22 protein-coding genes and 4 pseudogenes are annotated in these 26,509 nt (G+C 62.2%); 14 read left to right on the top strand and 12 right to left on the bottom strand.

Features of this window, described 5'->3' with window-relative positions:
* Positions 1 to 81: 81 nt before the first annotated feature.
* The 3 genes from CYU59_RS21165 to CYU59_RS21155 all read right to left on the bottom strand — a co-directional run bounded on the left by CYU59_RS21165 (position 82) and on the right by CYU59_RS21155 (position 1,609).
* A complete protein-coding gene (locus CYU59_RS21165; protein WP_293002355.1) occupies positions 82 to 363 on the bottom strand; it encodes a hypothetical protein in 282 nt (93 codons plus the stop codon).
* A gap of 341 nt (positions 364 to 704) precedes the next feature.
* The gene (locus CYU59_RS21160; RefSeq protein ID WP_293002353.1) at positions 705 to 1,295 is read right to left on the bottom strand and encodes a hypothetical protein; all 591 of its coding nucleotides are present in this window, start codon (positions 1,293 to 1,295) and stop codon (positions 705 to 707) included.
* Positions 1,296 to 1,327: 32 nt separating this feature from the next.
* Positions 1,328 to 1,609, bottom strand: coding sequence for a hypothetical protein (locus tag CYU59_RS21155; RefSeq protein WP_293002351.1), 282 nt, complete (start codon positions 1,607 to 1,609; stop codon positions 1,328 to 1,330).
* A 1,273-nt stretch (positions 1,610 to 2,882) separates the two neighbouring features.
* On the opposite strand from CYU59_RS21155, the gene CYU59_RS21150 reads away from it, so the two are divergent.
* From CYU59_RS21150 to CYU59_RS29045, 9 genes and pseudogenes are all read left to right on the top strand, one after another.
* Positions 2,883 to 3,173 carry a hypothetical protein gene (locus tag CYU59_RS21150; RefSeq protein WP_293002349.1) on the top strand — a complete coding sequence of 97 codons (291 nt, stop codon included), beginning with the start codon at positions 2,883 to 2,885 and terminating at the stop codon, positions 3,171 to 3,173.
* A gap of 113 nt (positions 3,174 to 3,286) precedes the next feature.
* On the top strand, positions 3,287 to 3,421 hold the full coding sequence (locus tag CYU59_RS21145) for a hypothetical protein (RefSeq protein ID WP_293002347.1): 135 nt from the start codon (positions 3,287 to 3,289) through the stop codon (positions 3,419 to 3,421).
* Positions 3,422 to 3,648: 227 nt separating this feature from the next.
* A complete protein-coding gene (locus CYU59_RS21140; RefSeq protein ID WP_293002345.1) occupies positions 3,649 to 4,302 on the top strand; it encodes a hypothetical protein in 654 nt (217 codons plus the stop codon).
* Positions 4,303 to 4,661: 359 nt separating this feature from the next.
* A complete protein-coding gene (locus tag CYU59_RS21135) occupies positions 4,662 to 5,288 on the top strand; it encodes a helix-turn-helix domain-containing protein (RefSeq protein ID WP_293002343.1) in 627 nt (208 codons plus the stop codon).
* Positions 5,285 to 6,529, top strand: coding sequence for a glycosyltransferase (locus CYU59_RS21130; protein ID WP_293002341.1), 1,245 nt, complete (start codon positions 5,285 to 5,287; stop codon positions 6,527 to 6,529). The genes CYU59_RS21135 and CYU59_RS21130 overlap by 4 nt, the downstream gene beginning before the upstream one ends.
* Before the next feature lie 11 nt (positions 6,530 to 6,540).
* Positions 6,541 to 6,789 carry a F0F1 ATP synthase subunit C gene (locus CYU59_RS21125; RefSeq protein ID WP_293002339.1) on the top strand — a complete coding sequence of 83 codons (249 nt, stop codon included), beginning with the start codon at positions 6,541 to 6,543 and terminating at the stop codon, positions 6,787 to 6,789.
* A gap of 273 nt (positions 6,790 to 7,062) precedes the next feature.
* The gene (locus CYU59_RS21120) at positions 7,063 to 7,572 is read left to right on the top strand and encodes a hypothetical protein (RefSeq protein WP_293002337.1); all 510 of its coding nucleotides are present in this window, start codon (positions 7,063 to 7,065) and stop codon (positions 7,570 to 7,572) included.
* Between the two features lie 8 nt (positions 7,573 to 7,580).
* A complete protein-coding gene (locus tag CYU59_RS21115; protein ID WP_293002335.1) occupies positions 7,581 to 8,921 on the top strand; it encodes a nucleotidyltransferase in 1,341 nt (446 codons plus the stop codon).
* A gap of 249 nt (positions 8,922 to 9,170) precedes the next feature.
* Positions 9,171 to 10,291, top strand: a pseudogene (locus CYU59_RS29045) (GGDEF domain-containing protein).
* 1,053 nt (positions 10,292 to 11,344) lie between these two features.
* Here the strand turns inward: CYU59_RS29045 and CYU59_RS21105 are convergent.
* Together CYU59_RS21105 and CYU59_RS21100 are read right to left on the bottom strand one after the other, a co-directional pair.
* Positions 11,345 to 12,019, bottom strand: a pseudogene (locus tag CYU59_RS21105) (lytic murein transglycosylase); the annotation flags it as partial.
* 815 nt (positions 12,020 to 12,834) lie between these two features.
* On the bottom strand, positions 12,835 to 13,422 hold the full coding sequence (locus CYU59_RS21100; protein WP_293002373.1) for a TetR/AcrR family transcriptional regulator: 588 nt from the start codon (positions 13,420 to 13,422) through the stop codon (positions 12,835 to 12,837).
* A 433-nt stretch (positions 13,423 to 13,855) separates the two neighbouring features.
* Between CYU59_RS21100 and CYU59_RS21095 the strand changes: the two are divergent.
* Positions 13,856 to 13,981 (top strand): annotated as a pseudogene (locus tag CYU59_RS21095) (hypothetical protein); the annotation flags it as partial.
* A 29-nt stretch (positions 13,982 to 14,010) separates the two neighbouring features.
* Here the strand turns inward: CYU59_RS21095 and CYU59_RS21090 are convergent.
* From CYU59_RS21090 to CYU59_RS21075, 4 genes are read right to left on the bottom strand one after another with little or no spacing between them, the layout of a single operon-like run.
* Complete coding sequence (locus CYU59_RS21090; RefSeq protein WP_293002331.1) at positions 14,011 to 14,457, bottom strand: DUF732 domain-containing protein; 447 nt, start codon at positions 14,455 to 14,457, stop codon at positions 14,011 to 14,013.
* 27 nt (positions 14,458 to 14,484) lie between these two features.
* Positions 14,485 to 15,387 carry an alpha/beta hydrolase family protein gene (locus tag CYU59_RS21085; RefSeq protein ID WP_293002329.1) on the bottom strand — a complete coding sequence of 301 codons (903 nt, stop codon included), beginning with the start codon at positions 15,385 to 15,387 and terminating at the stop codon, positions 14,485 to 14,487.
* A gap of 27 nt (positions 15,388 to 15,414) precedes the next feature.
* On the bottom strand, positions 15,415 to 15,810 hold the full coding sequence (locus tag CYU59_RS21080; RefSeq protein ID WP_293002327.1) for a hypothetical protein: 396 nt from the start codon (positions 15,808 to 15,810) through the stop codon (positions 15,415 to 15,417).
* Entirely contained in the window at positions 15,807 to 16,913 is a 1,107-nt protein-coding gene (locus CYU59_RS21075) for an ATP-binding cassette domain-containing protein (RefSeq protein WP_293002325.1), read from the bottom strand. The genes CYU59_RS21080 and CYU59_RS21075 overlap by 4 nt, the downstream gene beginning before the upstream one ends.
* 1,135 nt (positions 16,914 to 18,048) lie before the next feature.
* On the opposite strand from CYU59_RS21075, the pseudogene CYU59_RS21070 reads away from it, so the two are divergent.
* From CYU59_RS21070 to CYU59_RS21060, 3 genes and pseudogenes are all read left to right on the top strand, one after another.
* Positions 18,049 to 18,879: pseudogene (locus CYU59_RS21070) on the top strand (lysophospholipid acyltransferase family protein); the annotation flags it as partial.
* Positions 18,880 to 18,889: 10 nt separating this feature from the next.
* Positions 18,890 to 21,304: a glycerol-3-phosphate 1-O-acyltransferase gene (locus CYU59_RS21065; protein WP_293002323.1), complete on the top strand. Its 2,415-nt coding sequence runs from the start codon at positions 18,890 to 18,892 to the stop codon at positions 21,302 to 21,304.
* A 173-nt stretch (positions 21,305 to 21,477) separates the two neighbouring features.
* Positions 21,478 to 22,896: a wax ester/triacylglycerol synthase family O-acyltransferase gene (locus tag CYU59_RS21060; RefSeq protein ID WP_293002321.1), complete on the top strand. Its 1,419-nt coding sequence runs from the start codon at positions 21,478 to 21,480 to the stop codon at positions 22,894 to 22,896.
* A gap of 19 nt (positions 22,897 to 22,915) precedes the next feature.
* Here CYU59_RS21060 and CYU59_RS21055 read toward each other — a convergent pair whose 3' ends face one another.
* The 3 genes from CYU59_RS21055 to CYU59_RS21045 all read right to left on the bottom strand — a co-directional run bounded on the left by CYU59_RS21055 (position 22,916) and on the right by CYU59_RS21045 (position 25,891).
* Positions 22,916 to 24,076, bottom strand: a complete 1,161-nt coding sequence (locus CYU59_RS21055) for an LLM class flavin-dependent oxidoreductase (protein ID WP_293002319.1) — start codon at positions 24,074 to 24,076, stop codon at positions 22,916 to 22,918.
* 169 nt (positions 24,077 to 24,245) lie between these two features.
* A complete protein-coding gene (locus CYU59_RS21050; protein ID WP_293002317.1) occupies positions 24,246 to 25,064 on the bottom strand; it encodes a CoA ester lyase in 819 nt (272 codons plus the stop codon).
* A gap of 458 nt (positions 25,065 to 25,522) precedes the next feature.
* A complete protein-coding gene (locus CYU59_RS21045; RefSeq protein WP_293002315.1) occupies positions 25,523 to 25,891 on the bottom strand; it encodes a hypothetical protein in 369 nt (122 codons plus the stop codon).
* A 251-nt stretch (positions 25,892 to 26,142) separates the two neighbouring features.
* Between CYU59_RS21045 and CYU59_RS21040 the strand changes: the two genes are divergently transcribed.
* Positions 26,143 to 26,451 (top strand): DUF732 domain-containing protein, encoded by a 309-nt coding sequence (locus CYU59_RS21040; RefSeq protein ID WP_293002313.1) that lies wholly within the window; start codon positions 26,143 to 26,145, stop codon positions 26,449 to 26,451.
* The last annotated feature ends 58 nt before the right edge of the window (positions 26,452 to 26,509 follow it).

Below are 26,509 nucleotides of genomic sequence, written 5' to 3'. Positions count from 1 at the left end.
TCGGCCAGCGCCGCTGCGATCGGGAAGGCGGCGAATATCCGGGTGGCACAAGGGGTCCACCAGTGGGAATCCACGGGTTGCTCATCGTGGCGCCAACCGGTCACACAGGACGTCCATCGCGTCTGAGGCGTCGTGCACCACGTCGTAGGCGTTGCCGTTGGCCGCGTCGGACGATTCAAACGCCGTCGATAAGGTGCGGAGCGCTGCGACCACCGAGGCGGCCGACTGGTCGAGAACGGGAGTGGTCCCAGGCGCGACACCCGCCGCCAATTCATCTGCTGCCTGGTTGTAGAAGTCGGCGGCCCGATGCACCGCGGCGGTCCACTCGGGGTTATCCCGAACTGCTTGATCTACAACAGTCATGCCCTTCGGAACTACCGACTGAGCCTTTGTCGCAGCGCGGATCTTATCGCCGGCCGCGTGCCAGGCGTTGCAGGTCTGTCGGTCTGCTTGGGCGGTGGGCAGCGGCGGCGGTGACATAGGCGTTGGTGGGGTTGCGGTGACGGTGACCGCCGGAGCGGTCGAGTGCCCCGACGGGTTGTCCGGGCCCGATACTCGTGAGGTGATGAGCGCGGTAACGATTGCTGTGATCAGGGCGCTGACAACAGCCACACCGGCGAGCGTTGGCCAGCGGCGCGGCGATTGGGGTTGTGACGAAAATGTTTGAGGCAGAGCGGGCCCACCAGTGGGAATCCGGCGCATGCTCATCGTGGCGCCAGACGGTTGCACAAAACGTCCATGGTGTCGGCCGACTCATGCATTACGTGGTAGGTGTTGCCGCCTGCGGGATCGAAAGATCCGTACGCAGTCGACAGCATGTGCAGGGCACCGGCTCCAGAGGTCGCCGCCTGTTTGAGAATTAGCGTATTTCCAGGTGTTATGCCAACCTCGAGAGTATCGCCAGCCTGGCCGTAAAGGTCGGCAGATTTGCGGACCGCCGCAGCCCATTCGGGGTTGCCCTGCACTGCCTTATCCACAACCGTCAGGTTCTGCGGGATGATCGCTTGCGCTTGCACAGCGGCATGAATTTTCTCGCCGGCGACCAACCAGGCGATGCAGGTTTGCCGGTCTGCCTGCGCGGTCGGCAGGGGCGACAGTTGAGTTGACGGCGGCGCCGTGATGGCTACTGTCGTCGTAGTCGGATGGCTGCCAACCGAAAATTGATGGCGGGCAACGGTATTAGCAGTGATCAGAGCCGAGACGGCGGCTCCCGCTGCTGCGCTGACGGTGGCGATGACGAGTGCGGCCGGCCAGCGGCGCGGCGACCAGAGCTGCGGTGGATACCCGGGCGACACAGCGGGTGCGCCAGTGTGAGGCCAGGGGTCACTCATTGTGGCGCCAACCGGTCGCAAAGGACGTTTACTGTGTCTGCAGACTCGTGCCACATGTGAAAAGCGTTGCCCCCGGCGGCATCCAACGTCTCGTCGGCGATCGAAAGTGCTTGCAGCGCCGATGCGGCGGCACGGGCCGATTGCGTCAAAATCGGGGTTGCCCCGACCGCGATGCCAGCCTCTAGGGTGTCGCCGGCCAAGCCCCATTCTCTCGCTGCTGTATGCACGGCGCCGGACCATTCAGGGCTGTCGCGGACTGGTTGATCGGCGATCGTCATCCCCGTCGGGATGATTGCCAGTGCATGTCCTGCTAGATCAACATGCTTGCCGGCGCTTAGCCAGGCGTTGCAGGTTTGACGGTCTGCCTGCGCTGTGGGTAGCGGCGCTGGGGGTCTCGGAGAGGGTGGCGTTGCGGTGACGGTGACGGCTGGAGCAGTCCGGTGCCCCGACGAGTTCTCAGTGCGCGATACCCGTGCGCTGATCAGCGTAGTAACGACTGCTGCCAGCGCGGCGCTGACGACAGCCACACCGGCGAGTGTGAGCCAGCGGCGCGTGGAGGCGACCCTCGGTGTGTACGGCGCGTGCCGGAACCGGTATTCCGGGTGCGTACGCGGCGGCTGACCGGGTAGGTTCATCAACCAAGTTTAGGGTCGCCGAACGGCCTATGGCCGCGAGTTAGTGTGTCACAGCGCAGCGCTGCCGCATCTGCCTGGCGCAAAGCTCACGGTGCCTCGTGATAATGGCGGATGTGAACTTCAAACGCCGCAACTCAGAAGCGCTTGCGGACCTAATCTGCGGCAACGCCGGCTCCGATGCCCCGAGCTTCAACGAAGAGCCTAAGTACTTCCCATACCGGTCGAGCATGTACGTCACCACCGCGCTATCGCCCGGGGGCACCTCACGTATAACGGGATTGTGCACGGATCAAACATGGAGGATAACCAGCAAACTGCTCCATATCCCCAATAGAGTTGCTGGACAATATGATTAGCGTTTGATAAGTATCGGCGTGCGGGTCGAAATGCAGCTCCCAATATGCCTGTCTAGACTTCGCAGCGCCGCAGATTCTGTCTACCCCGCGGGGCGTCAGAAAGCTCGCGAGGATCAGGCCTCGATATGGCGCGGTGCATGCCAGGGCACCCCAAGTGCGTCGCGCTGTCGACGGATGCGGTCGCACTCCTTCCGGATGTCATTGGCTGCCGGCGCATCGCTGCCCTCGAGCCACTCTGCACGCTCAAGCATGAATGAAAGCAAGTCACCGATCTGAATGTCGTCGAGGTAGCCGTGGGTGACCTAGTGCCGACCATAGAAATTGAACAGCCGTGGCGGATCGAACTCGCTGTGGTCGCCGTAATGATTCTGCAGGCCATTGAGCGCGGCGTCGAATACTCGGGGACTGATGAGAACCCTCACGCTGGGCAGCGTATGACGGCTGACCCAATTTGTTGATGCAGTCGAACATCATGACATTCGTCGAGCCGGGGCGGGCATCGACTGACGGACTAACGAAGACGGCTTCATACACTCCCGTATCTCAGTACGGTTATGGAGATGAACGCCCGCAGATCGCCCTGGATCAACGGGAAAACGACGCTGCTGTTGAGCTACCTTGAGGACTTCGACTTCACGCTGCACGAAGATGTTGCCCGTCAATTGATCTCAGATCACCTAAACGGTGTCGCTACGCGCATGCGGATCGGCCGCCAAGCGGCCCGCTTCTACGTCACCGATAAGGTGATCCAGAAAATTGCCAACAAGCTAGTTGGCGCGCCACCCCCTGACAGCAATGATCGCAACGTTGTCTCACTGGCGCCACTCCGGAGAGAACGGCACCGACACTGAGCCCGTACTGATTGCAGCCGACTGTCCAATGATTCCGGGCGTGGCGTGCCCGCGCTCTCTCGCCCCGCGCACGTCTTAGATGCTGACGAAGTGCGATTCTTTCCGCTGCCTGGATGGGACTCGACACCGATGCCGTCCGACTGCTCCGCGACGAGTCCCCCGCAATCACCCGAATGCTCAACGACCCACACGACACCATCGCTGCCGATCACGGCGCAGAAGCCCTCGCAACGCTGCTCACTCGCTAAAACCCCGAGCCGCGTCGTGACTCGTATGCTGCAGCCCGTGGCCAAAATCGACGGGGGGTGGTGGTGTGGATCTTCGACCTCCCCGACCTGCCGCTGGGATTGAGCCAGCGGGTTGGCTAACCGAACGGATAGACCTGCGCGGTCCGCATTGGGTGACCAACCTACTTGGGTCGGGATTTGCAGCCTACGCGCGCATGTTTCATCCACCCCAAGATCATTTGCGCGCGGTGACATGGGCAGAAGTGGCCCGGGCCAACGGACGCAAGATGCACCCCTGGGCGCAGTGGAATCAAATCAACTCAAGCGCGAAACCGTCGCTCGAACGCGATCCATACGCGATCACCCGCGGGCCGCATCTCGACGCTGAAGCGCTTGAAGCGCTGTGCGACGTCCTCGCCCGACACACCGCTACCACACAGAACTGCTACTTCGCCCTGTGGGAAGGCCGCACACCCGGCCGCACGGCCAGCGTGACGTTCACCGCTGTCTACGCTCCAGACGGAGTGCTGCCACCCGATATCAAACTGCCCGCACCAGCGCCTCGCGAGCTGCACCTGGACTTGAGCGGGCCCACTTTCCTCGTGCCCGGCCACAACACCCCACGGGGATCACCGCACTACCTGTTCGAGGGCCACGTCAGTGCGGCGGCCCGGATCGGAAGCTGGGTCCACGAGAGCTTCTTCATTCCCCAACCCCCGGATTTCATCTGGCCCGCCGATCACACCTGGTGTGTAGCCACCACGCACGCCAGCTCGACCCTGATCGGCGGTTCAAGCGAACTCATCGACGAACTCTGCGCCGCCGAAACGATCGAGGTCCTCCCGATACCACCCACGGCGCCATTCGACCTCAATCCGGGGGAAGACCCCTTCAACCTCTAACCCACCCCGCACTCCCGGCGAGATGGCTACCCTTCGAATGTCCCGACGTCGTTATCCGAGCCGTTCGCGAGACACTCGCAACCTGACCGAATAGCCAACCGGGGCGTCAGTTCACGACCTCATGGCTCTGCGCACCAATTACGACGTCAGTTGTTCGTGAATGTTGACGTCATGCGCTCTCGTTCGACGACTTGTGTTTGTGAATGACGACGCCGCTGCGGCGTTGCAGTGATCAATGTGTTGGGTCCCCGGCCTCTCGCGTCTTGGCGGGGGTGAGTGGCGCCCCTGTGTGTCTCCCCTCTACGGCGCCGTTCGGGGTGGGCCTTCAGATTACTGATCAGTTGATCTAATATCGGTTCATGCGATCTGATCCTGAAAAAGCGACCTTCACCCAGGCGGCGCGACGAGCCCAGATCGTGACTGCCGCGATTGAGGTGATCGCAGACATCGGCTGGGCGCAGACGTCGATACGCAAGATCGCTGACCGTGTGGGCGTGGCGATGAGCGCAGTTCTCTATCACTTCGGCACCAAGGACAACCTGGTCGACGCGATCATCGAGGAGATGTACCGCTCAGCGCTCGCCGCGGTGAAGCCAGCGTTGCAGGCAGAGAACACGTCGGCGGAGAAGCTGGCCTCCTACATCCGAGCCAATATTGCTTACTTCGACGGTCACCGGACCCAGTTGGCGGCATTGGCGCAACTGGGGACGGGTTATCAGCCCGCCGACGGTCGGCGCTTCGACGAGCTGGGTATGACCGACGAGCTTCGCGAAGAACTCGCGGTGTTGGATCCGACCGCGATACTGGTTGCGGGACAGCGGGATCACGAATTCGGAGAGTTCCCCGTTGGGTCGATGTCGTTGGCGCTGCGGGGTGCGGTCAACGCGGTCGTGGAGAAGATCTTGCGTGAACCGGACTTCGATGCCCGCGTCTACGCCGACGATCTGGTCGCAATCTTCGCCCACGCGGTGGCGGTGCAGCGATGAGCCGGGTCGTCATCATCGCCGTCGGCAGTCGAGGCGACGTCGCTCCACTAACCGGGGTCGGTGTCGCCTTGCAACAGGCCGGCCACACGGTGAGCATCGCTGCGTACACCCCATTCGCTGAGATGATCACCAAGTGCGGCTTGGGTTTTCGTGAGTTGCCGGCCGAATGGGAGCTCGCCGCTGATGGCGCCGAGGTGCAGCCGATGAAAGGCCTGGCGGCATTCGCATCGCCGAACGGGATGCGGGCACTGGGCCACGACATCCTCACAGCGGTCGAGAACGAACCAGCCGACATCGCCTTGCTGTCCCCATTCGCGGAGATGGCCGGTCATCCATGGGCTGAATCACGAGGCATTCCCGCCATAGGCGTTCGACTACAGCCCTTGTCAGCCACAGCGCAATATCCACCAACGATCCTGGGTGCCTGGTCGGCTGGAGCGGCCGGAAACCGTGCCGCCGCACGGGCGGGCACCTGGCTGGTCGATCACGCCTACGGGCGCGTGGTGGCCGATTTCCGCCGCGAACTCGGCCTGCCGCGCGCGAGAGCCCGCGCTCTCCGCAAGCACCGCACGGAAGCCAACTGGCCTATCTTGCACGGTTACTCACCGCTGGTGGTGCCCCGCTCACCTGACTGGCGACCCGGCCTCGAGGTCACCGGATACTGGTGGCCAGCCGATTCCCGCGACTGGACCCCGCCAGCGGGATTGACCCGCTTTCTGTCCGCCGGCCCCGCGCCAGTGTTCGTCGGATTCGGCAGCATGATGACCACCCCCGCCCGGGCCGAGCAGCTCTCCGACCTCATCGGGCAGGCCGCGGCGCAGGCCGGAGTCCGCGTCCTCGTTCAGGCCGGCTGGACCAGCCTGAACGTCGCCGACGACACCGTGATGACGATTGGCGACACCCCGCACGACTGGCTGTTCCCCCGTGTCGCGGCCGTAGCGCATCATTGCGGTGCGGGCACCACCGCAGCAGGACTGCGGGCCGGTCTCCCAACCATTGCCTTGCCCGCCTACGGCGACGGCCCATTCTGGGCCGCCCGGCTCACCGCACTTGGTGTCGCCGCAGCCACCATCAACCAGCGCCGCCTCACCGTTGATCGCCTCGCCGCTGCCATGAGCACCGCGTTCAACGATCCACAACTGCGCGACAACGCGCGCCGACTCAGCGCAGACATCGCCGCTGAGGACGGCGCCGCTCAGGCTGTGACCGCTGTCGAGTACTCGCTGCAGCACACAACATAGGAGGTTTCATCATGCCGACTGATCCCATCGTGGGCGACGCGCTATTGGCCGGGGCCATCGTTTTGGCCGGTGGGGCAATTGGTGCAGGCATCGGGGACGGGATGGCCGGATCCCAATTCATCGCCGCCGTAGCCCGACAACCCGAAGCACAATCACGGTTGTTCACACCGTTTCTGATAACCGTCGGTCTGGTTGAAGCGATTTACTTCATCAACATCGCCTTCATGGCTCTATTCGTCTTCGCTACACCCGGCAAGTAGCGACTCCGGGAGTCGGAATCCCCCTGAGATCGCACGGATCGACGATGTCGAGCATTGAGCGCACATGAGCCCGCTGCGAGCTCGCTGTCGGTAGGCCCATATAGCCTGCGGCAATGACAGTTCGATCCTCGCGCTGGCGCAGAACTGGTGAATGCTGCCAACAGCGCTGAACCGGTTAAGGTGCGGGCCGCAAAAGGGGGCCTTGGCGAGCCCGCCTCGCCATCGCGATCCCCATCCCGCTCACAAGCCTTGCGAGCGACCTAGGGAGAAAATGTGACGCTAGACGACAACGACGTCAAGCTAATCGTTGCCGCCAGCGCCGCAGTCAGTGCAGTCTCAGTCGCCTTCATCTCCGCAGCCCTCGCGCGAGTATTCGCGCAACGAGATCGCCGCAGGCAGATGTACGGCGAAGCCTTTCGGGCTGCACTCGAGTGGCGCGAGATGGTCTATCGGATCAGACGGCGAGACAATACCGGAGAGCATGCTCGCGAGCTTGTAGATAGGTTTCACGATCTTCAGGAACGGCTGGCCTTCTACGAGGGCTGGATAGGCAGCGAATCGAAGTTGATGCGCCGCAGTTATCAACGGCTTATCACCGCGGCGAAAGCGGCCACCCGCTACGACCTGGAGCAGGCGTGGAATACCCCCGGCCGCATCGGCAACGCCGATCCGAAGGACCGCCATCCGGCCATCCCCCAGGCATGCAGAGACGACTTTCTCAAAGATGTCAGAGGCCACCTCTCGGTCTGGCGGCGGCCCGGCGTATGGAAGCGAAACCGCTGAGAGGCAAAATGATTCAGAACAAGTTCGATGAATTTCTCGAGAAGATCTCACTCGGTCAGACCCAAAAGGAACGCGTCGACAGCGCCTCCTCTGCGTTGAAAGGTTTTCTCTGCGAACGCTATGGGCTTGCTGACTGCGCGGTGTTTCTCCAAGGCTCGTATCCGAATGGGACGGCAATCAAGCCAATCGATGGCGGAGATTACGACGTCGATGTTGTCTGCGTCTGCGCCTCGAGTTCTGATAGCGCCGGCACGGCTCTCGATGACCTGTACGCGACCCTCGACAGCCACGGCCGGTACTCGGGCAAATTGACGCCGAAGCAGCCGTGCGTGCGCATTCAGTACGCCGACGACAAGATCGGAAGCTTTCACGTCGATGTCGTACCCGTGCGGGAAAGTCAGTCGGTGCTTGCACCTTTGGATGCCCCGCGCAGAGCGACTGGCTGGCAGCTCACAGCTCCGCGCGAGTACACCGAGTGGTGCCTACAAAGGGGAGTTGAGTTCCGCCGGACGGTCCAGATGCTCAAAAGGTGGCGTAACGAGCACCAGGACGTCCGCCACGCAATCAAGTCGATCGTCTTGCAGGTCTTGATTCATCAGCACCTTTCGCCGTCGGATAGCGACGGCGATCGCGTAGCCCAGACGCTCATCAGCATGTATGCCGCACTAGGACCGCTCGACTCACCACCTGAAGTGAGAAACCCGATACTCGACACCGAAAATCTTGCCGAACGCTGGACTAGCCGATCGTTCGATGACTTCAAACGCAAGCTCTCAGAGGCAGCCGAAATCGCCACCGCTGCAACAGATGCCACTGATCTGATCGAACAAGCAGAGCTATGGCAGGAGCTATTCGGATCGGACTTTCCAAGCGCGGACAAAGACGGCTATTACGTCGAACTGTCTGATACATCGCACGCCGAATCGCCCCAGGACAGGGGCTGGCAATATGCCCTCGACCGGCGTTACTCCGTCTCGGTGACAGCCTGGTCGCAGGGCGCCCGGCGGGCCAAGCGCGTCCCGTACGAAAGTGACGGGAGCCCCCTGAGCAGTGATCGTGATCTGGTCTTCAAAGCCCGCACGCAGGGCCCTGGAGACTTCGAAATATGGTGGCGGATAACCAATACCGGCGGTCATGCTCGTGACGAGGATCAGCTCCGCGGGAAGTTTACGCAAGCGCGCGGGCCTAACGGAGCAGTGTCCAGCGATCCGTCGGAAAACTGGGAGAAGACCTCGTTCACGGGCACCCATCTCGTTGAGGTAGCTCTCGTGGTGGACCATCGGGTGGTTGCGATTAGCGCACCTTTCAAGGTCAACATCTTTCGGCTCGGCTTTCGTTGGCGTAGGTGAAGCGCGGGACATGGCGGCGGCCAGGAGCTCCGATCTTCCTGATCATGGACGGATCCAGGTGCGGCGAACGAGCGTGACGGCCTAGGTTGCCGTGGCGGTGTTTGTCGCTTCGTTGCAGGGCAAAGAGCGCCATTGCGGTCCCGTTTCCTGTATTTTCGGATTTCCGGATTCCGATCTGACTGGCCATTAAAAACCAACGTCGTTACGCCAAGCTTGCAACAGTTTCTGTGGGGTATCAGGGGGCAGCTGATGAACCATTGGCTACGGCGTTGGTGGCGGCAGCCAGATCGGTTCGACTGGTTTGCCCTCTACCTCGATGATCGGCGTGTGCAGCCCGTCGCCCGAATAGGGGTCGCTGTGGTGACCGCAACGTTTGCGGCTGTTGCTGCCGCAATGCTCTCAAGTCCTGCTGGCCCTCATGGGGCGGCATCAACCGCTGACTGCCTAGCCGCAGTGATCGGCGCGGTACTTGCCGTCTTGTGGCTATTTCGGTGGCCGACGCTTCGACAGTCGCGGCTGTACGTGTTTCTCGGCGACGCGGCCATCGCAAGCGCCTGCCTGAGTCAGAGCAACCCGATCGCAGGCTTGACCGGCTGCTACGCGTTTGTTGTCTTGGGCAGCTACATCGCGCTGATGCATTGCGCGAAGGCGACAACTTATAACCTCGGCGTCAGTCTTTCTGTCGCGGGCTATTTGACGTGGCAAGTTGTTGAACGGCGCGGCGACGCCGTACTGGCTGGCTGTGAATTGACTATCCTTTTACTGTTCAGCGTCGGCGCCCCATATGCGATCCAAACAATGCTGCACCTTATGGCAAGCGATATTTTGCGCTCCGATCACGATGCACTTACCGGCTTGCTGAACCGGCGCGGGTTCTACCGCCATACGAGCCGCCTCATTGCGAGACACGCTAACGCCAGCTATCTGACGATCACCTTGATCGATCTCGATCACTTCAAGTTGGTTAACGACAACTATGGCCATTTGGCCGGCGACAAGGCTCTTGTCGACGTCGGCCACGCGCTTCGCGTCAACAGCAGTGCGGGCGCGGTGATTGCCGCGCTGGCGGAGAAGAATTTCTGATCGCCGAGCGCTGCGTTACAGCTGAACCGGCCGCCACGGACGTGTTGCGTGTCGCGATCGCCGACACCCCGCAGGGGGTCACAGCCAGTTTGGGAACCAGCAGCGTGCCAATCACCCTGCTCGACCGGCAGGGCAGAGCACATCTGATCGACCAACTCATCGCCTGCGCCGACACCGCCATGTACGCGGCCAAGAAAGCTGGCGGAAACCGACACCAACATCACACAGGATTTCCGCCCGCAAGGCCGCCAGTTTTCGTCGTTCCGTCGAGTAGTGACCGCGAATGACCTTCACCCATGCCTCGCAATCACCAGCAGCGACTCCGAGTGCGATTGTGCGACAAACACTTCACACCATCGGGCACAGCGGGCTGGCTCGGACGAGCGGCACTAAGATCGGCTGGCACGCGGCGGCGCGGCCCTAAATCGACGGCGCTCGGACGTCGACCGATGCCGAGGTCGTCGTCAAACCTGACGGTTTCCGACACTCCCACACGTTCTCAAACGTCGCGTAGCTCGCAGGACCCGGAGGTGCAGCGCAGTGTGTTGCCGCATCTCGCCCGACAAACCTGCCGCGATCGGCTCCCAAACGCCGTTCGCGTTCTGATCGAACATTTCGCGACCTTGCACCATCCGCGACGACTCCGCAAAGAAATACCGAGCCATTTCTCGCACGGCCCATAGCGTTATCTGGAAACCAGGTAGACATGGCGGATCAACGTTCGCCGTCGGGCCAACGATTCTGCCGCGACTCCTGATATTTTCACGGTGTCGAGCGCAGTGCATGCTCGCTGCGTTTGGCAACGAGTCGGTGCGGCGAGCGGTCAAACGCATTCCTCGAGCCCCCGGCTGCTGCTGGCTGCTTTCTCGCCGACACCCGGATCCGGCCGTAGACGTTTTGGAGGATCGGCTCACGATCACTTCCCGCGTAGCCCTGGATCCACTTCCGTATCGGCGCTGCCAATTCGAACGGTAGCTCGGCCTGAGTATTTGCAAAGCACGCGAGCAGATCTCTTATCGCGTTATCGCGATAGCCAGCACCGATTTTCGTACAGAGCGTTGCACGATGGGCAGGCTGCAAAATTGCGGTTGCAGACTCTAGTAGCGCCCAGGCGAGTACTCCTTCATCAGCTCGATTCACTGATCTACTCCTGTTCCATCCCTCTTCTTCGCCCACTGGCAGCGGATCGGGTCGGCGAGGCAGTGGGCCGAATCGGCGCCGACTGGAGGATTCGTGCAAAAGGCATCGTTTCCCTACCGCCCGATACAGATAACTGTGCAACCATGTGCCTCCGAAGGCGGTGGCTGTTGGGGTTGCTGCTCAAGTCCTGGAGACTGGCCGATCTCGATCAGGGGATTCTGTACCAGCGGATCGGTGGCCGGTAGACCATGGACGTTCAGCGGCAGCCCTGGGCCCAGTCCCTCGGGCTTGTCGAGATGCGCGTCACCAAGCGGCGGCGCCGGCCCCGCCAGCGGCGGCAGATCCACTGGCACCGTTCCGGTGGCATAAGCTGCCGCCCAACCCAGCACATTTCGTGCATAAGACGTCGAATTGTTGTAGCGCAAAATCGCTTCCATCACTTGAGACTGGTCCCGCAGATTCAGCCCGCCGCTGCACAGATACCGCGCGGAAGCCAGCGCAGCGTCAAAGAGATTCTGGGGATCGGCCACACCGTCACCGTCGCCGTCAACGGCGTACCGGGCCCAGGTGCCGGGCAGGAACTGCATGGGGCCCAGTGCGTGTGCGTAGCTTACGTTCCCGTTATCGCTGCGTTCGACGATCGTCTCGTTTCCTGGCAATGTGCCATCCAGAGCGGGTCCATAGATCGGCCGAACCGCCGTGCCGCGGGCATCGGTCGCACCGCCGTTAGCGTGCCCAGATTCAATACGTCCGATACCAGCCAGTAGATTCCAACTTATTCCGCAGCGCGGCTCTGAACCGGCCATCAGTTGCTCGGCATGTCGATATGCAGCCAGTGCCATCGAGGGGATTCCTAGCGAGACAGGCGAATTGACCGCTGCGGCTGGCGACATGCCAGCGGTGAATGCCGCAACGATATGCCAGCCCGTCGCAGACGCCGCCGCGATGACTTCGGGACCGGACGGAGGATGCGGGTGCGCGTCGACGGTCGCCTCGACAACGTGAGCTGAGGGACGAACTGCTGCGGGAAGGGAGATTTGGCGCGTTGTGCCGCCGGCGGCACAGGCGAGCACCAGAGGTGCTATCGTCCCAGTGGTCAGTGCGAGACGAGCGATTCGCCGGTGTGCGTTTCTGACGCACAGGCGGCCCGGCTTCCGAAAGTCAAGCGAGGCAATATTTTTAGGTTCCGGACCCCAATCATGGGCGTCGGACTCAAGGCGATGGCGGGCCACGCTGCCCCTTTCTCCGGGTGAAGCCAATCGCGGTCGGCAACCGCTAACCGTGACCACGGCCACGCACGGGGTCCCCGTTAGGCCGCGCGAAACACCGGCAGTGCTGCTGACAAGCACCCCCTAGGCGGTCTTACTCACCTCCGATAGCGCTGTAACCGCCTGCGAGAGTGAATGATCCGGGTCATAAGTGCGCTGCACCGACCTGCGACATAGCAGCGACCCTGAACCCGTCTAGTGATCTCGCACACATCAATAAGATCACATCAGAGACTTTTTTTCTACTATTTATTAAAAATTTCTGGAGGCGCTTTCCCCGGTTGCTGACCCGCTTGATCACTGTCAGGTAGGCCCAAACTCGCTAACCTGCAATGAATTTCAGCATCTGAGCACGCGACTGGCAACGACAACAGCATTTGCCACGTAGTCGGTGGATTTTGGCGCGTCGACTCGTCCATCGATCAAATACCTAGCGGTGACGTATTCCGTACCGCTTGGTCGCGGATCAGCCCTCGCAACAGCGCGGTGCTGAACTCAACGGCGATGTCGGCCACAGTGCGCCTGCCGAGTGGCCAAAGCCATCGGTAGGAACCCAGTGTCATGCCGAGGTAGCCCAGCGCGAGCACCTGGGCGTCGCAGTCGGAAAACTCGCCACTAGCGACCCCGCGATCGATCACGCCGCAGAGACGCCGGTGAACCTGAGTTTCCCGGTCGTGAATGTATGCAACCTGTTCCGCAGTGAACCACCTCGAAAAGTAGGGTCCCTCCTGGAAGAACACGGCCGCGCGGTCGATGTCGTCGGCAACACCCTCGAGGACCCGGCGGGTGATGCCAAAGATCGTCTCGCGCGCCGGCGCTGATAAGTCGTCATGCACGGCTTCGACCGTGAAGTCGGCGGCTCGCTGGCAGATATCGAAAAGGATCTGCGACTTGCTCTCGTAGTAGTGGTACAGGGTCGCCTTGTTCAGGCCGACCGCGAGCGCGACGTCGTCCATCGTCGTACCGTGATAGCCCCGCGCGGCGAACAATTTGGTGGCAGCGCACAGCAGTGTGTCGCGGCGTGAGGCCCGGTTCGTTGCCGTTGCGTCGGCTGAGGCTGTACCCGCGGGAGGACGGCAAGTGGGGGCTTCATCCGAGCAACCCTCGTCCACTTTCACCAACTGAGACACACAGCAAATAATATAATTTAGATTAAACTAGCGCAACGTCCCGTCCGGCGGATCAACGGCGCTGCGCGGCGTGTTCAGGCCGGCGAGCTGCGGCGTTCGAGTCGTATGGGCGCCGATCGACGCCCGGCCGCTCGGGGCCATCTACCCGTCGACTAGCGGATTCCCGATTCATACAGCGAGCGAGATACGACATTGAGAACCGTATTGCCTCAGAATCGACTCACTTATCGCCTAGCCACAGACGTCGGACTTAGATATAATCTAAGTTAGCGTAAAAAATGAGTGATTGCGACGAAGGATTAGCCAGATGAATCCCAACCCGGACTACGACGCCAGTGACGAGCTGGAATACGGCATCGTGGCGTACGCGTGGCTTCTCCGGGGTGTCTATCCCCCGCCTTCCTACGCACCCGATCTGGGCGATGGCACCGGCGGATAGACCAACCCTGGTCGGGCCGTCGTGGCCTTCTACTGCGGCGGTGGCATGTAATTGGCAGCTGAGTTGCGGAGCTGCCATAGCTGTGCCGGACAAAAGATGTTCACGGCGTTCGTGACGAGATAGTTGGCCGCAAACTCATCGTTAGGGCGCACGTCATTTCTCACGTCACCCATCACCTGGGCGTAGCCTTCACCATTACTAACTTTGTCGCAGATCCCGTGGGCGTAGCCGATGGGGTCACCGGCATTACCGAAGTTGTATTGACGTCGAACTGAAATGTCATACAAGTACTCCACTTCAGGCGCGGGAACGGCGCTGGCGCGTGGTGCGACTGCGAGTGCGCCACCGCTGCACGTCGCCGCAGCAACGATGAGGGCGACTAACGACCGATCTCTGTTCCTGGCGGTCGCACCTGCGGACTCAACGGCTCCGCTCGGCTTCGCTACCCGTGTACGGCGAAAGCCTCTGTCACTCATGGCGTCTCGTCTCCCTGATGGTGATCACTAGCGGATGTTCGCGGCAAGGTCGCCTGACATTGCACTGAGCTGCCGACTCCAGGTCGGCCAATCATTGCCGCCGCCGTGGCCCAAATCAAAGTGGCCGTTGTTGCCGCCGTCATCTCGGAAGTGTGAATAGAAAGTCGCGTTCGTGCCTTGGGCAATGTCGCCGTAGCCAGCCATGGCGCCCTGGTCAGTTGGTGCTCCGCTGCCCGGGCTGTAGACCCACAGCCGAGTATTGTTTTCAATCAAGGTCTGGACGTTCTGATTCGGCGAGTGCCACTTCCAGCGACCCAGCTGCGGCGGACCCCACATGTGGTCACTATCGGCGCCACCCTGCTTTAGCGCCGCAGTGATTGTCCCGTCGACTCCGGTCCGTTCGGGGGCGAGGAATCCGGATAAAGACCCGGCGTAGCGGAACCGGTCGGGGTGGAAGGTTGACAGCGCCGCCGCCGCGTATCCCCCTTGCGATACCCCGACCACGCCGTGACCACCGGGCGCCAGACCTTTGTTGGCGGCCAACCAGTTCGGCAGCTCATTGGATAAAAACGTGTCCCATTGCTTGCTGCCGTCCTGCTCCCAATCGGTATACATGCTGTAGGCGCCACCGGCGGGCGCTACCACCGAGATTCCTTTACCGCCAACGGCATTGGCCGCATTACCGGCCGTCACCCAGTTGCTGACGTCCGGGGCGGCGTTGAATCCGTCAAGAAGGAATACCGCGTGTGGACCGCCGGCCAGAAAGGCCACTGGAATGTCGCGCCCCATTGCCGGCGAGGGCACCATCAAACTCTCGAACCCCGCCGCTCGGGCCGTGCCGGCGGAAGGTGCCGACGTGGTGATGCCCCACAGGCCGACTGTCAATATGGCGGCGCACAGCATCCGGAACATTATCGACCGGCTTCTCACCTCAATCCGACTCCTTTGTCGCTAAATCTAATCTAGATAAAAATTGCTGCGGTAGTCAGTGGTCTTTGGCGCGAACCGGGGCGCGCGTTCACCGACCCGCACGCGACTTACGAGGTACCGCAGGTCGGGCTCGCGGTCGCTGTGGCGATAGCCGTCGGCCCAATTGCTCAGTGATGGAGCCAGTTCGGCCGGCAGCTCGGCATCGTTGCGCACGAAGCCGAGGATTAGATCGACAACGGCGGATTCCTGGTCACCGGCACCGATTTTCACCCACAACTTGATCTGCGCGTCCGGCTTCAGGAAGGTCCGAGCGGAATCCACAAGCGCCCATACAAACTTGGTCTCGTCAATTCTGTCCATCAGGCCACTTCTCTTTTCTCCCCAATCGTCAACGCCCGACGTCGTTGACTTCCACCTGTTCACAGCGGCACATGTTGCTCATCGCTGCCACGTGCGCTCGTAGTGATGACTTGCGTCGGTGAATCGTCCAGGCTGACGCGATGCCGTGCGGTGGCCTCGTCGTCCGGGCTGTTGTCGTGAGGCTGGTTGGACCGGTCAAGGTCCTCCAGGATGGCTTCCTGCGCGGCCGAGGGCAGGGTGTGCATGATCTCGCGCACGCGCGCCTGACGACGGGCCACCGCCTTGCGTTCCGGCATTCCGGGGGTTGCGTTGACCTGCGGGGGCACGCCCTCGACCTCCTCGGTTCCGCCATCGTGGTGCCCGGCATCGACCATGGCCTGCTCCTCGGCCATCGTCGACTCGTCCTTTTCTTCCGACATGCCGATCGGGCCAATACGACGACCGTTAAGGAATTGCTCGACCACAGGCTCATCGGAAGTCAGCAGCACCTCGCGCGGACCGAACATGACCAACTTCTTTCGAAACAGCATGCCCATGTTGTCGGGCACCGTGCGGGCGATGTTGATGTTGTGCGTCACGATTAGGATCGTGCAGTCGATCTGGGCGTTGATGTCGATCAGCAGCTGCGACAGGTAGGCGGTACGGACGGGATCCAGACCGGAGTCGGGCTCGTCGCACAGGATGATCTTGGGGTCGAGTACCAGCGAGCGGGCCAGGCCGGCGCGCTTGCGCATGCCGCCGGAGATCTCTCCGGGAAATTTGCCGTCGTCACCGCCCAAACCGACGAGTTCGAGCTTTTCCATCACGATCTCGCGGATCTCGGATTCCTTCTTTTTCGTGTGCTCACGCAGCGGGAATGCGGTGTTGTCATAAAGGCTCATCGACCCGAACAATGCGCCGTCCTGGAACATCACACCGAACAGCGTGCGGATCTCGTAGAGCTCTTTGGGCGAACACTCCAGGATGTTGACGCCGTCAACCACGATCTTGCCGCGCTCGGGACGCAGCAAACCGATCAACGACTTCAAAAACACCGACTTTCCCGTACCCGACGGCCCCAGCAGCACGCTGACCTCGCCCTCGGGCAGGTCGAAGGTGACGTCCTCCCAGATTCGCTGGGACCCAAAGGACTTGGTCAGGCCCTCTACCTCAATACCGATGCCCATGCGTCGTCTCCTCTATGCGTTGATGTTTGAAGGATCGCCCTGCTAGGCACATCCGTTGATGCAGGGGTCGACCGGTGGCCTCGTGTCTGGCGCCGGAGCTTTCGGGTCATCTGCCGGCTGTTGCTTGGTCAGATCGATGTCGCCTTCGAGATCGGGCGCCATGGGGACGTACCTGCACAGAAAGGACACCGCCAAGTTGGAGGGATTATCTGTCGGACGTGCGACGGACGGGGAGGTCATTCGATCAATCCCGCCACCAGCCACGAGGTCCGGCCGAACATTCGTTGAGAGAACCCCGAAGGCCGTCGCCGCCGCCCGCGGATCAGCCAGATAGCAGGCCGCATGTCGGCCATCTGCCGAGTAATCGGGATTCCGGGTTGGGTTGATCGTGTGCGCACTGCACTTCCTTCTTCCGAAACATCTCAGCGGTTAGCTCCCGGCTCCCCCGCTCGCGAGGCATCTGGGTGACCCGTTTAGCACTCCGGCAACATTGCCGGAGTGCTTGACCACATCACTAGCTTGACGAGCCGAGCCGGGCGATTTTCGGTCTCGAATCAGCGCGCTTGTGATGCGATCCGGGTCACAGCGTCCATCCGAACACACCATACAAAATTTTTTCTACGTTTGAATAAATTCTTATAGCCGCCCGTAGTCAAGTCGACTTCGGGCCCCGGTCGCATCCCGGCCGCCGAGTTCGCCGCGAGGTCGCGTTTGCAGTCGCGTTCTCGCATGTGCCAACACCGATCGAGGCCCGTTAGCTCGCCAGAGGTTTGCACTTGTTGCAGCACGCCCGTATATTTTAATCTATCTTCAAATACCGAGAGTCCAGGCGTCTCGCCGCGTTGCTCCCCCAGGCTACGAGCGACCTGATCGGAGGTAGGTCAGCTGCCCATCTCCCCTGCGGCCAGGCAGCAGTCTGGCCGTGCCCACGACGACCGTTCGGCCCGGGCGCACCAGCACGAACGGGTCGGCGAGTGTCGGTTTTTGCCGTCGATCCCGTGATACCGAGTGCGAGCCACAGGTGGCGATCGACCGAGACCGAGGACTCACCCGCGACGCCGATCCTGGCAACGTTGTCCCTGCGAGCGACTGAAAGCGGCAAGTGATGAGGCTGTCGGTCGGCGAATCGCTGTCACAGCTGCGAACGGTCGCCGGCCTCGGAAGTTTCCTGCCCGTGGCCGCAGGCGCGGTGGGACTTGGCGTCGTGTCGCGCAACAGGCGCGAGGGCGTGAATTTCTTTACCGCAAACTGGCCACGACTGCTGCTCGCGACTGGTGGAGTGAACCTGGACGTCGTCGGCGAAGCGAACCTCACCGCCCAGCGCCCAGCCGTGTTTATCTTCAATCACCGCAATGTCTTCGACGTCTTCATCACTGCCGCGCTGGTACGCGACAACTGGACCGCGGTAGGCAAGAAAGAGCTTGAAAACGACCCTGTCGCCGGGGCCATCGGCAGGATCGTCGACGCGGCCTTCATCGACCGCGACGACGCCCGGGCAGCCGTGGAGGGGCTGCACAAGGTCGAAGAGCTCGCGAAAAGGGGCCTGTCGGTCATCATCGCACCGGAGGGAACCCGGGGTGACCCCGCCGATGGCGTGGGCCCTTTCAAGAAAGGCCCATTTCGGATCGCGATGGCAGCCAAGATTCCCGTTATCCCCGTGGTGATTCGTAACGCCGAGTCGATTGCGCCCCGCGACTCGTCCACGCTGCATCCCTGCACGGTCGACGTCGCGGTTCTTGCGCCGATCTCGGTTGATCGGTGGACAACGTCCAATCTCCCCAAGCACATCGCCAAAGTTCGCGATCTCTACCGCAGCACGTTGAGGGACTGGCCGGATCGGGGCGGCTCGCCTCAACTCGGTGACGCCCACGAGCCGAGAAAGCGAACGCCTCGAAAGTCCACGGCGCCAACACCGCCGGCCGGTAAAGGGTCGGGTCCCGCGGCAGGCAACCGGCGACATCAATGAGAGGCCAGTAGTGGGCATCCGAACTCAGGAGTTAGACAGCTTCGCCGCGACGGACGATGCCCTCGTGCTGGCGGCGGTGTCGTCGTCAGTGGAAAAAGATTTGCTGGACGACTGGTTGCGTGAACAGCGCCACCAGCATCCCCACGTTCAGGTCGAAGTCTTGCGAATGCCGCTCAGCGCGCCACCGGTCAGCGTGGTTGATCAGTTGGTCCAACACCTGGCAACCGATGACGCCCGCGCGGTGGTTCCGGTGCGAGTGTTTTGGATGCCGGCGGCCAGGCTGCCCAAACGTTCGCAAATTCTGGCGCTCTTGGCGGGTCGCGATCCGTACCGGCCCAGCGAACGGCGGCAGCGGCGGATTTTGCGTAACGAAGCATCGCGCGCCCGCGTCGTGGCCGGGGAGCCCGCCACCGTCGGTGAGTTACGTCGACAGTGGTGCGACACCGCAGCTGAACAGGATCCACGCGATTTCGCCCGCTTCGTCACCCGACGGGCGGTACTCGCCATCGAGCGGGTCGAATACCGCCTGCTCGGCCCCGAATACAAGTCACCGCGCTTGGTGAAGCCCGAGATGCTCGCCTCCGCGCGCTTTCGCACCGGATTGGCGGCCGTGCCGGGCGCGACGGTCGAAGACGCCGGCAAGATCCTCGATGAGCTGGCGACCGGGTGGAGCAGGGTGTCGGTCGATTTCATTCCGACCCTGGGTCGGTTGATTTTCCGTCGCGGCTTCGATCCAGACATTGACTACAGGCGCGACGAGATCACCGAAATGGAGCGTGCCCTTCGGAGCCATCCTGCGGTGATGCTGTTTTCGCACCGGTCCAACCTGGACACGTTCGTGCTGACGGTCGCGTTGCAGGAGAACCAACTACCGCGAGCGCATATCTTCGGCGGAATTAATCTGGCGTTCGGAATCATGGGACCGCTGATGCGCCGGGCTGGCGTTATCTTCATCCGCCGCAACATCTCTGACGATCCTTTGTATAAGCACGTGCTCAAAGAGTACGTGGGCTACCTCGTCGAAAAGCGCTTCAACCTCAGTTGGTCGATCGAAGGTACGCGGTCACGCACAGGCAAGATGTTGCCCCCCAAACTCGGTCTGCTCAGCTATGTCGCCGGCGCGTACTTCGACGGTCGCAGCGAAGACATTCTGCTGCAACCGGTCTCGATCAGCTTCGACCAGCTGCATGAAACGGCGGAATACGCGTCGTACGCCCGCGGTGGCGAGAAAGCTCCCGAGGGCATGGGTTGGTTCTACAACTTCATCAAGGCCCAAGGCGACCGCAATTTCGGCAAGATCCACGTCCGCTTTCCCCCCGCCGTGTCCATGCGGCAATACCTGGGCGCGCCGGACGGCCCGAGCGCCCAGGACAGTGGCACCAAACGGCTCGCGCTGCAAAAGATGGCGATCGAGGTGGCGTGGCGAATCTTGCGCGCGACGCCGGTCAATGCCACCGGATTGGTGTCGGCCCTGCTGCTTACCACCAGGGGTGCTGCATTGACACTCGATCAGCTGCACCACACGCTGCAGGATGCGCTGGACCACCTTGAGCGCGACCAAACACCCATGACCGACAGTGCGCGGCGACTGCGGACCCACGATGGCGTGCGCGCCGCGGTAGATGCGTTGTCAGGCGGCCACCCGGTCACGCGTGTCGACGGGGGCCACGAACCCGTCTGGCGGATCGAGCCGGAACACGAACACGTGGCCGCGTTCTACCGGAACACGCTGATTCACGCGTTTCTCGAAACCTCGATCGTCGAATTGTCCCTCACCTTCGCCGCGCGGGCCGACGGTGACCGGCTGGCCGCGTTCTGGGCGCAGGCCATGCGACTGCGTGATCTGCTCAAGTTCGACTTCTACTTTGCCGACTCGGCGGCGTTCCGTGCTCATCTCTCTCAGGAGATGGACGAGTATGACGACTGGGAGGCGCGCGTGGTGGCCGGCGGCGCCGAGATCGACGCGATGCTGCGCGACAAAAGTCTCCTGATGGCCCATGCCATGTTGCGGCCATTCTTCGAGGCGTACGAGATCGTCGCCGATGTGCTGCGCGTCGCGCCGACTGAGATCGGCGAAAAAGCGTTGATTAAATCAGCGCTAGGTGTAGGACGCCAATACGCCGCTCAGGGTCGGGTTCGCAGCGATGAGGCGGTATCTGCGCTCCTGTTCGCCACCGCTCGCCAAGTGGCCGCCGACCAAAAGCTGATTAAGCCTGGGAAAAATCTCGCCGAACGTCGTGCGGCCTATTTGCAAGAGCTGGCGGCGATTCTGCACGACATGGAGCGACTGGAACGGATCTCGCGGCTGAAATTCGCCCAGCGAGAGGCGGCACGGTCCCGTCCCGACCCGGCTGACAGGAGTGCCAGTCACACGTCGGCTACCAGCAACGACTCAACAAGCTCCTCGCCCAAGCCCACCGACTAACCGCGCTGGTCGGTCGTCATTGCGATTGGTTGCGCCTGCCAACGCCGCGCTTCCGATGGCCGCAGAGGCCTGCGAACAAGTTGCGGAAACCCCTCTTCCAATTTTTGAATACGTGTTAAATTTCAGCGTATGTTGCTGCACAGTTGTTCGCCGCCAACACTTCCGATGACGCCGTGAGCACGTTGCTCAATCCTGTCGACGCGGCGTGGTTTTACGTCGAGCAGGATCATGCTCCAGCTCACTTCGGGCCGCTGATGATTCTCACGCCACCGGCGCACGCGCCCGCCTCCTACGTCACCGATCTGGTCGAGCAGTGGCGGCAGTGTCGCACTTTCGCGCCGCCGTTCAACCTTCAGTTGGTTCGGCGTCCCCTTCCGGCGTGGAAGTCGTTGACCGACGAGGAGATCGATCTCAACTATCACCTCCGCCACGTCGCGCTGCCGGTTCCGGGAGGGGAACGAGAACTAGGGATATTGATCTCGGAGTTGCATTCGCACCCGCTGAACTTGCAGCGACCGCTGTGGGAGGCATATGTCATCGAAGGTCTGGCACAAGGCAGGTTTGCGATCTTCTTGAAGTTCCACCATGGGCAGCTCGACGGCGTCGGCGCAGCTCGGCAGATCGCCGGAATGTTGAGCGTTGATCCCCAGACCGCCGACCTGGGCCCGCCGTGGCTGCCCGGCAGCAGCGAGCGGGCACCGTCATCGCCGGCAGCGGCCGCGGGCGCGCCCGATTCGACTTCGCTGCCTGGCTTGCGCCAGGCCGCAGCGGTGCTGCGGACCGCCCGGGCGACAGCATCCGCAGCACAGAGGCTGGCGATGATGACGCTCAGCGCACGGTTGGACAGCGCATCGCCCCTCGTCGGGCCCTACCAAGCGCCCCACACCATCCTGAACAACCGCATCAGCGGCTACCGCCGCTTTGCGACTCAGCACTACGAACTGGCGAAATTCAAGTCGATCGCGCACACGGCCGGTGTGACGGTCAACGACGTCTTCCTCTCCATCACCGGCGACGCCCTCCGGCGTTATCTCAGCGAACTCGACGCGCTGCCTGAGCAGACAATCATCGGACAGATTCCCGTCAACATCCGGCCCCAAGACGATGCGGGGAACGTCGGCAACGCGCTCACTTTCATGTACGCGCGACTGCACACCGATATCGCCGATCCACTCGAAAGACTCACGGCGGTAAGCGCTTCGGTGAAAGCGGGCAAGTCGCTTCAGGAGTCTTTGCCTGCTGATCAAGTCGGGCCCTTCACGATGCTGTTACTGGGGCCGCACATCACGGAGATGATTCTGCGGTTGGGTGGCTACCTGGCCACGTCGCACAACCTGATCATTTCGAACGTTCCCGGCCCGCGGGATCGCATGTACCTCAACGGTTGTCGAGTGGAGCAGATCTACGGCCCGTCCGTTCTGTTTCACGGGCAAGCGTTGAACATCACGATGTCCAGCTATGCCGGCGGGGTCGATATCAGTTACACGGCATGCCGCGAGTCCGTGCCCCACGTCCAGAAACTGGCCGTGTACACCGGCGAGGCACTCGACGCGCTGGAAACTATCCTGAAGACCCAGCAGCGGGGCGTCTAAACTCGCGCCAGGACCTCGACTACGTGACGGCGACGGCCGCCTTCAGGATCGAGCAGATTTCGATGGTCCGCGCCAGCGACGCCTCACCCTCGCTCGGATCGCTGACTATCGGCAGGTAATCGACCGGGGATACCCAATCGACTCCGGCGTCGACATAGGCCTGGATCTGGGATGCAACCTGTTGGGTGTTACCCCAGATATAACTGAGTTCTGTCATGCGCCGGGTCGCCTTGGCAACCACCTCGTCGGCGAACGCCGGCGGGGTGTCGTGCGGCTTCATCTTCATAAAATAGGTCCACCCGTCGGGCACCGCCGGCTCGATGCCGTGCCGACGCCACTCCAGCGGCTGGGTGCGTCCGAAGATTGCGCCGATCCACCGCACCAGCCTGTTGTCCAGCGCGCGCTCGATGACCTCCTCGTCGTCGTGGACCAGGACCGGGATCAGCGCACCGACACGATATCGCTCAGGATCCCTGCCTTTGGCGGCGACGTCCGCCTTCAGCTTGCTGATGTATTCGGCCGCGTCCTCAGGGGTGGCCCACACGCACGGCGCCGCTCCGGCGAAGCCATCGCTATGGCTGGTCGACAGGTCGAGAATCTTTGGCCCGCCGCCGAGGCCCCACACTTTCGGCCGGTACTGCTTGGCCGCGCCGAGAAAGGCTTTGTCGAGATTCCAGTGATTGCCCTCGTGGGAGATCGGGCGATCGCTGTCCATGAACTTCCGGAAGATTTTGTAGAGATCCTCGAGCCGCGACAGCCCCTGAGACCGCTTCCATCCGAAGGGATTACACTGCTTGACCTCGCCACCACCGATCAGAAAGGTCACGCGACCCTCGGTGATCTTGGCGAGCGTCAACATCGCGTGCACCAGTTGGGCCGGGCCGTTGCGGATGGAATCGGTGAGCAACGTCAGGTTCATGCCCGGCGTGGACGCGTAGACATAGGCGGCCAAGGAAAAAGCGTCGTCCATTGAATCGGGGTCGGGTAGGAAGTCCGCCAAAGGTGTGTTCTCCGGCGTCCACAGCGATGGTGGGATGAAGTTCACCAGCTGATCCGACATCGCGAACCCGTCGACGCCACCGCTAGCGGCCGCGGTCTTCGCCGCCTCCACGGTGACCGACGCCGGCGCGTTCCTGTCACCCCACAGGAACACGGCTGTTTCAGCGGTCTTTGACGGCATGGTGATCTCCTCTCACGATGTGGCTGCTGCGATCGTTGGGCGCGGGATTTGGGCGGCCGCCTCACGTCACGCGGAGTCGACGGCTGCTTGACGCATCTAGAAACGTACTCGATATTCGAACAATCTGTATGGAACTCGATGGTGTTGCCGATGAATGCCCGGGGCGCGCTCATTGACGCGATCTGGCGCGATCGAGGATCCGCTCGGCGCGCTCTACAACAGGCTTGTCGATCATCTGTCCGTCCACTACCGCGACGCCGCCGGAACCGGTCGCGTCCACAACTTTTCGTGCCCAGTCGACGTCGCGCTGCGCCGGTGTGAAAGTTCGATTGACCACCGAGATCTGGGCTGGGTGAATACACAGTTTTCCGGTAAATCCCAGCGCCGCAGCATGTTCGGCGTCGTGTCCGAGGACGTCGGCGTTGTCGAGATCGGTGGTGACGCCGTCCAGCGGCGGGGCGACGCCGGCTGCAGCGGAAGCCAGCACGACCGCGCTTCGAGCGAACGCAAGTGCCTGTCGATCCGCGGGATCGATGCCGAGTTGGGTACTCAGGTCGACACTGCCGAAAGCGGCCCGAACCACCCCGGGCGCGGCGCAAATGGCTGCCGCATCAAGCACTCCCGACGCCGTCTCAATCAGCGGAATCAGCGGCGTGTCCACATGCAGGGAACTCCGTACGTCGACGACGTCGCGCGGCCGATTGGCCTTCGGCAGCATCACGACGCACCGGTGCGCGCTGACCATGGCGACGTCTGGCTCAAACCATGGCGTGCCGAATCCGTTGATTCGCACCACGCCCACGCCGCCGGACGCCAGCCAGCTGTCAACATGCTGGCGCGCCGCTTCCTTGCCGGGCGCCGCAACCGCATCTTCGAGGTCCAAGACAACACCGTCGGCGCCACTGGCAGCGGCTTTGGCGAAGCGGTCGGGGCGATCGCCTGGAACGAACAGTAGGCTTCTTGCCGAGGCGAAGTACTCTTCACTCACACGATCCCTTTACGGACGCAGATGCTGGTCACCCAGCGCCCTCCTTTCCTGCGAAAAACCTTCTGAGAAAAGCCATTGGCGACGGTGTTCGGGACCGAGATCGGTGACATGCACCGTGCCGCCCAGCTGAGCTCCTGGACCGGGCTGACCCCGCGCCGCCGCGAGTCCGACACCGTCGAGGCGGTGCAGCGGCACCCCACGACGACCAATTCGCCGCCGACGAAGACTGTATCGAACCTTGCCGCGGCCAACACATCACCAAGGTTGCCGCGGCACGCAAACTGCTCACGCTTGGTCTACTGCGGGCGGCGCGACGGCCACATCCGCGCGCTCGAACGTGCCAGGGCAAGGTGAAGCATTCCGGACGCAACCCGCGAGATCGCCGTTTTCTCTGACCCACCGACGGCGTGGTCGCCCCCTCGATCGACCCCGCCTGTTGCCACCGCACCGCTCCATGCCTACCACCGCTGTTCGACGGGATGACCGGCAGCCGGACCAATCCGGCCCTGCTCCAACGTATCTGCACCATCACAACTTTGGAGAAGGCCAACGACCACACACTCGCGCAGGCCGCCTTTTTGAGGCGTCCGCAAGGGGCATGCATCGGCCCGGCCCGGTGTCGCCGACACGACGGCCGAGAATTGGCAAAACCCCCAGTCGCCAATGCCTTGACAGAACTCAACCCCTTCGGCGACGACAGACTTGATCAGGTGCTCGAGTTTCGTTGTGCTCGCTTTCAACACCGCATGCCCGTAACGGGCCTTGAGGCGGTAGTTAGTAAGGGTGCGTAGCGCGGCGTGCCACATCCCGACGACAAGCTCCGCCAACGCCTCCCCGAGGCGGTCGCGGAGTCCGAACGCGACAACCCGCGCGACGGTCGTCGGCTCGACGATCGCCAGACCTTCCGTGCCACCTGGTGTGAGATGACTAGGAAGCGTTGGCCTCTGCGCCTCGAGCGGGCGATACGACGCACGCCATACGGGCGGTCGGCTGAGCGAGCCATCGCAAAGATCACCTCCGACCGCATACCGGAACGAACTCTTTCCGACTCGGCGTGCACGGTCGTAGGATCTGATCCATGTGGAGGAAGCTCGCGGCGATCGCCGCTCTACCATTGATGATCGTGCTTGCGGTGCCAGCGCACGCTGACCCCAATTACACCGTTTTCCTCCAGGCGATCGCCGGGGACGGCATCGTAATGGGCGACCATGAGGCGATCATGGAGGCTCGCGGCGTGTGCAAGTTCATGGAACCGCCCAACGGTGGTTCACTCTGGGACGCCGGGCAGCACGTCAAGTCGATGCATTCGGGCTGGGGAATCGACTCTGCCTTAGACTTCGCCGATCGGTCGGTTCAGGACATCTGCCCGAACAGGGGGTCGTTCTAATGAAGGCCATGCGCATCGCCAACGGCGAAGTTAAGTAGCAGCTCAGGCTCCGCGGTTC

The organism is Mycobacterium sp. (assembly GCF_002863225.1).
GTDB lineage: Bacteria > Actinomycetota > Actinomycetes > Mycobacteriales > Mycobacteriaceae > Mycobacterium.
Note: the sequence above shows the minus strand (reverse complement) of the source record. Positions and strands in the feature narration are given on the sequence as shown.

Bases quoted from the DNA above. Each gene is read 5' to 3' on its own strand.
- CYU59_RS21165 (WP_293002355.1), bottom strand. From the start codon at position 363: ATGACTGTTGTAGATCAAGCAGTTCGGGATAACCCCGAGTGGACCGCC.
- CYU59_RS21155 (WP_293002351.1), bottom strand. From the start codon at position 1,609: ATGACGATCGCCGATCAACCAGTCCGCGACAGCCCTGAATGGTCCGGC.
- CYU59_RS21150 (WP_293002349.1), top strand. From the start codon at position 2,883: ATGAACGCCCGCAGATCGCCCTGGATCAACGGGAAAACGACGCTGCTG.
- CYU59_RS21145 (WP_293002347.1), top strand. From the start codon at position 3,287: ATGGGACTCGACACCGATGCCGTCCGACTGCTCCGCGACGAGTCCCCC.
- CYU59_RS21135 (WP_293002343.1), top strand. From the start codon at position 4,662: ATGCGATCTGATCCTGAAAAAGCGACCTTCACCCAGGCGGCGCGACGA.
- CYU59_RS21130 (WP_293002341.1), top strand. From the start codon at position 5,285: ATGAGCCGGGTCGTCATCATCGCCGTCGGCAGTCGAGGCGACGTCGCT.
- CYU59_RS21125 (WP_293002339.1), top strand. From the start codon at position 6,541: ATGCCGACTGATCCCATCGTGGGCGACGCGCTATTGGCCGGGGCCATC.
- CYU59_RS21115 (WP_293002335.1), top strand. From the start codon at position 7,581: ATGATTCAGAACAAGTTCGATGAATTTCTCGAGAAGATCTCACTCGGT.
- CYU59_RS21090 (WP_293002331.1), bottom strand. From the start codon at position 14,457: ATGAGTGACAGAGGCTTTCGCCGTACACGGGTAGCGAAGCCGAGCGGA.
- CYU59_RS21075 (WP_293002325.1), bottom strand. From the start codon at position 16,913: ATGGGCATCGGTATTGAGGTAGAGGGCCTGACCAAGTCCTTTGGGTCC.
- CYU59_RS21055 (WP_293002319.1), bottom strand. From the start codon at position 24,076: ATGCCGTCAAAGACCGCTGAAACAGCCGTGTTCCTGTGGGGTGACAGG.
- CYU59_RS21040 (WP_293002313.1), top strand. From the start codon at position 26,143: ATGTGGAGGAAGCTCGCGGCGATCGCCGCTCTACCATTGATGATCGTG.